3 protein-coding genes are annotated in these 1,577 nt (G+C 64.1%); all 3 read left to right on the top strand.

Annotated elements, in window-relative coordinates:
• Positions 1–191 precede the first annotated feature (191 nt).
• The 3 genes from ACFY2X_RS47310 to ACFY2X_RS47300 all read left to right on the top strand — a co-directional run bounded on the left by ACFY2X_RS47310 (position 192) and on the right by ACFY2X_RS47300 (position 1,259).
• Positions 192–533, top strand: coding sequence for a PadR family transcriptional regulator (locus ACFY2X_RS47310; RefSeq protein ID WP_389952050.1), 342 nt, complete (start codon positions 192–194; stop codon positions 531–533).
• Between the two features lie 3 nt (positions 534–536).
• The gene (locus ACFY2X_RS47305; RefSeq protein WP_389952048.1) at positions 537–1,046 is read left to right on the top strand and encodes a hypothetical protein; all 510 of its coding nucleotides are present in this window, start codon (positions 537–539) and stop codon (positions 1,044–1,046) included.
• Between the two features lie 75 nt (positions 1,047–1,121).
• The gene (locus tag ACFY2X_RS47300; RefSeq protein WP_389952046.1) at positions 1,122–1,259 is read left to right on the top strand and encodes a hypothetical protein; all 138 of its coding nucleotides are present in this window, start codon (positions 1,122–1,124) and stop codon (positions 1,257–1,259) included.
• Positions 1,260–1,577 lie beyond the last annotated feature (318 nt).

Genomic DNA, 1,577 nt, shown 5'->3' with positions numbered 1-1,577 from the left:
CCGGACTGACCAGCGCGAAGACCAGCACAACGAAGCCAAGAACCAAGAAATCCACTAACCCGCGTCCACGACGTACGGGTTAAAGATCAAGCTAGGGGTGCGGTTGCTGGACGTCGCGGGCGCCATCGACCGTCTGACGGGGGTCACTTTAAGCCCTTGCGTTATATATCGCTCAGCGATATATGTTGAGAATGAAGTCGACTCCGCTGCGGGAGCAGAGCTATCTGATCCTGCTGGCACTGGCCCCTGATCCTCTGTACGGCTACGGCATCATCACAGCGGTTCGGGAGCTGTCGGACGAGCGCGTGAAGCTCGGCGCCGGCACCCTGTACGGGGCGCTAGATCGCCTGGGTGCCGACGGCCTGGTGGTCCTGGATCACGAAGAGGTCGTCGACGGCCGGTTCCGCCGTTACTACCGGCTCAGCGGGCTGGGCCGCGAAGTCCTGACCGCTGAGACCGAACGGCTCGCCGCGCTGGCCGCGCGGGCTCGCCAGAGGCTGTTGTCCCCCCGCATCACACCCCAGGCTGGATGAACCATGACCTATGAAGACCGCTGCCGCCTGCTGCTGCGCTCCTACCCTCCCCGATACCGCCGCGGCCGTGAGGAGGAATTGCTGACCACCATGCTCGAATGCGCGGAGCCCGGCCGTTCCGCGCCGTCCCTGCGGGAGTCCGTTGATGTCGTCCGGGGCGGTCTCGCCACCCGGTTGCGGACCCGCCCACCGCTGCTGCGATGGCTGGCCTATCGTCTCTACGACAAGCGGCTACCCGAGGCACACCGTGAGTTCGCCCGTGACGACATCATGGGCCGGTTCTATCTCTGCCGTCGGCTTCTCGGCTTCCCGCTCCAGCTGCTCGCTTTCCAGGCGGTTTACGCCGTCGTTTCGCACTACGAAGGCGATACATCGATCAGCAGTGCCTTTCCGCCGCCGTACCTGCTGCTGTGGATGGGCTCGATCTTGGCCGCAGGACTCGCCCTCACGGTGCTCTTCCCCTCCATCAGCCACCGGCCCCGCCGGATGATGCTCGCCAAGCACGGGTTCTAGCTCTTCCGAGGTATGGCTTGATCTGTGGGGTGTGCGGCGTTTCCGCCACATGGGTGTGGACCCCAAGCTGGAGGCATGGATCGACAGGTCGTCGTGGTGGTCTACGACGGAGTGCGGTTGCTGGACGTCGCGGGCGTCACCGACGTTTTCGACGGGGCCGCGCTGGGTGGAGCGGGCTCCGGACCCCGCTTGGGGTCCACAACGAGCACCTGAGCCGGCGGCTCGCATCATGAAGCGATCATCAGGAAGCTGCCCGGAGAACGCTGGGCACCTCACGCCGATAGGTGAACTGCCCCCCGAACGCCGTCAACAATCTGCTGATCGGTCACTTGGGCTCAACCCTTGACGGCTTGGCGATGTGGGATGTCTTCGGGAAGACTAGGCCTTGTCCAGGGCGCACAGCGCCCCAGAAAAGATCCGTTATCGTGCGTCACGTATTGGGCTTCCCCTCGTAACGTAGAGACATCGCCTTAAAGGGGGACGGCGATGGCAGAGACGCGACGGAAGTTCGATCAGGACTTCAAGGACGGG

The organism is Streptosporangium sp. NPDC000396, assembly GCF_042898655.1.
Taxonomy (GTDB): Bacteria; Actinomycetota; Actinomycetes; order Streptosporangiales; family Streptosporangiaceae; genus Streptosporangium.
This window is presented reverse-complemented; position numbering and strand designations above follow the sequence as displayed.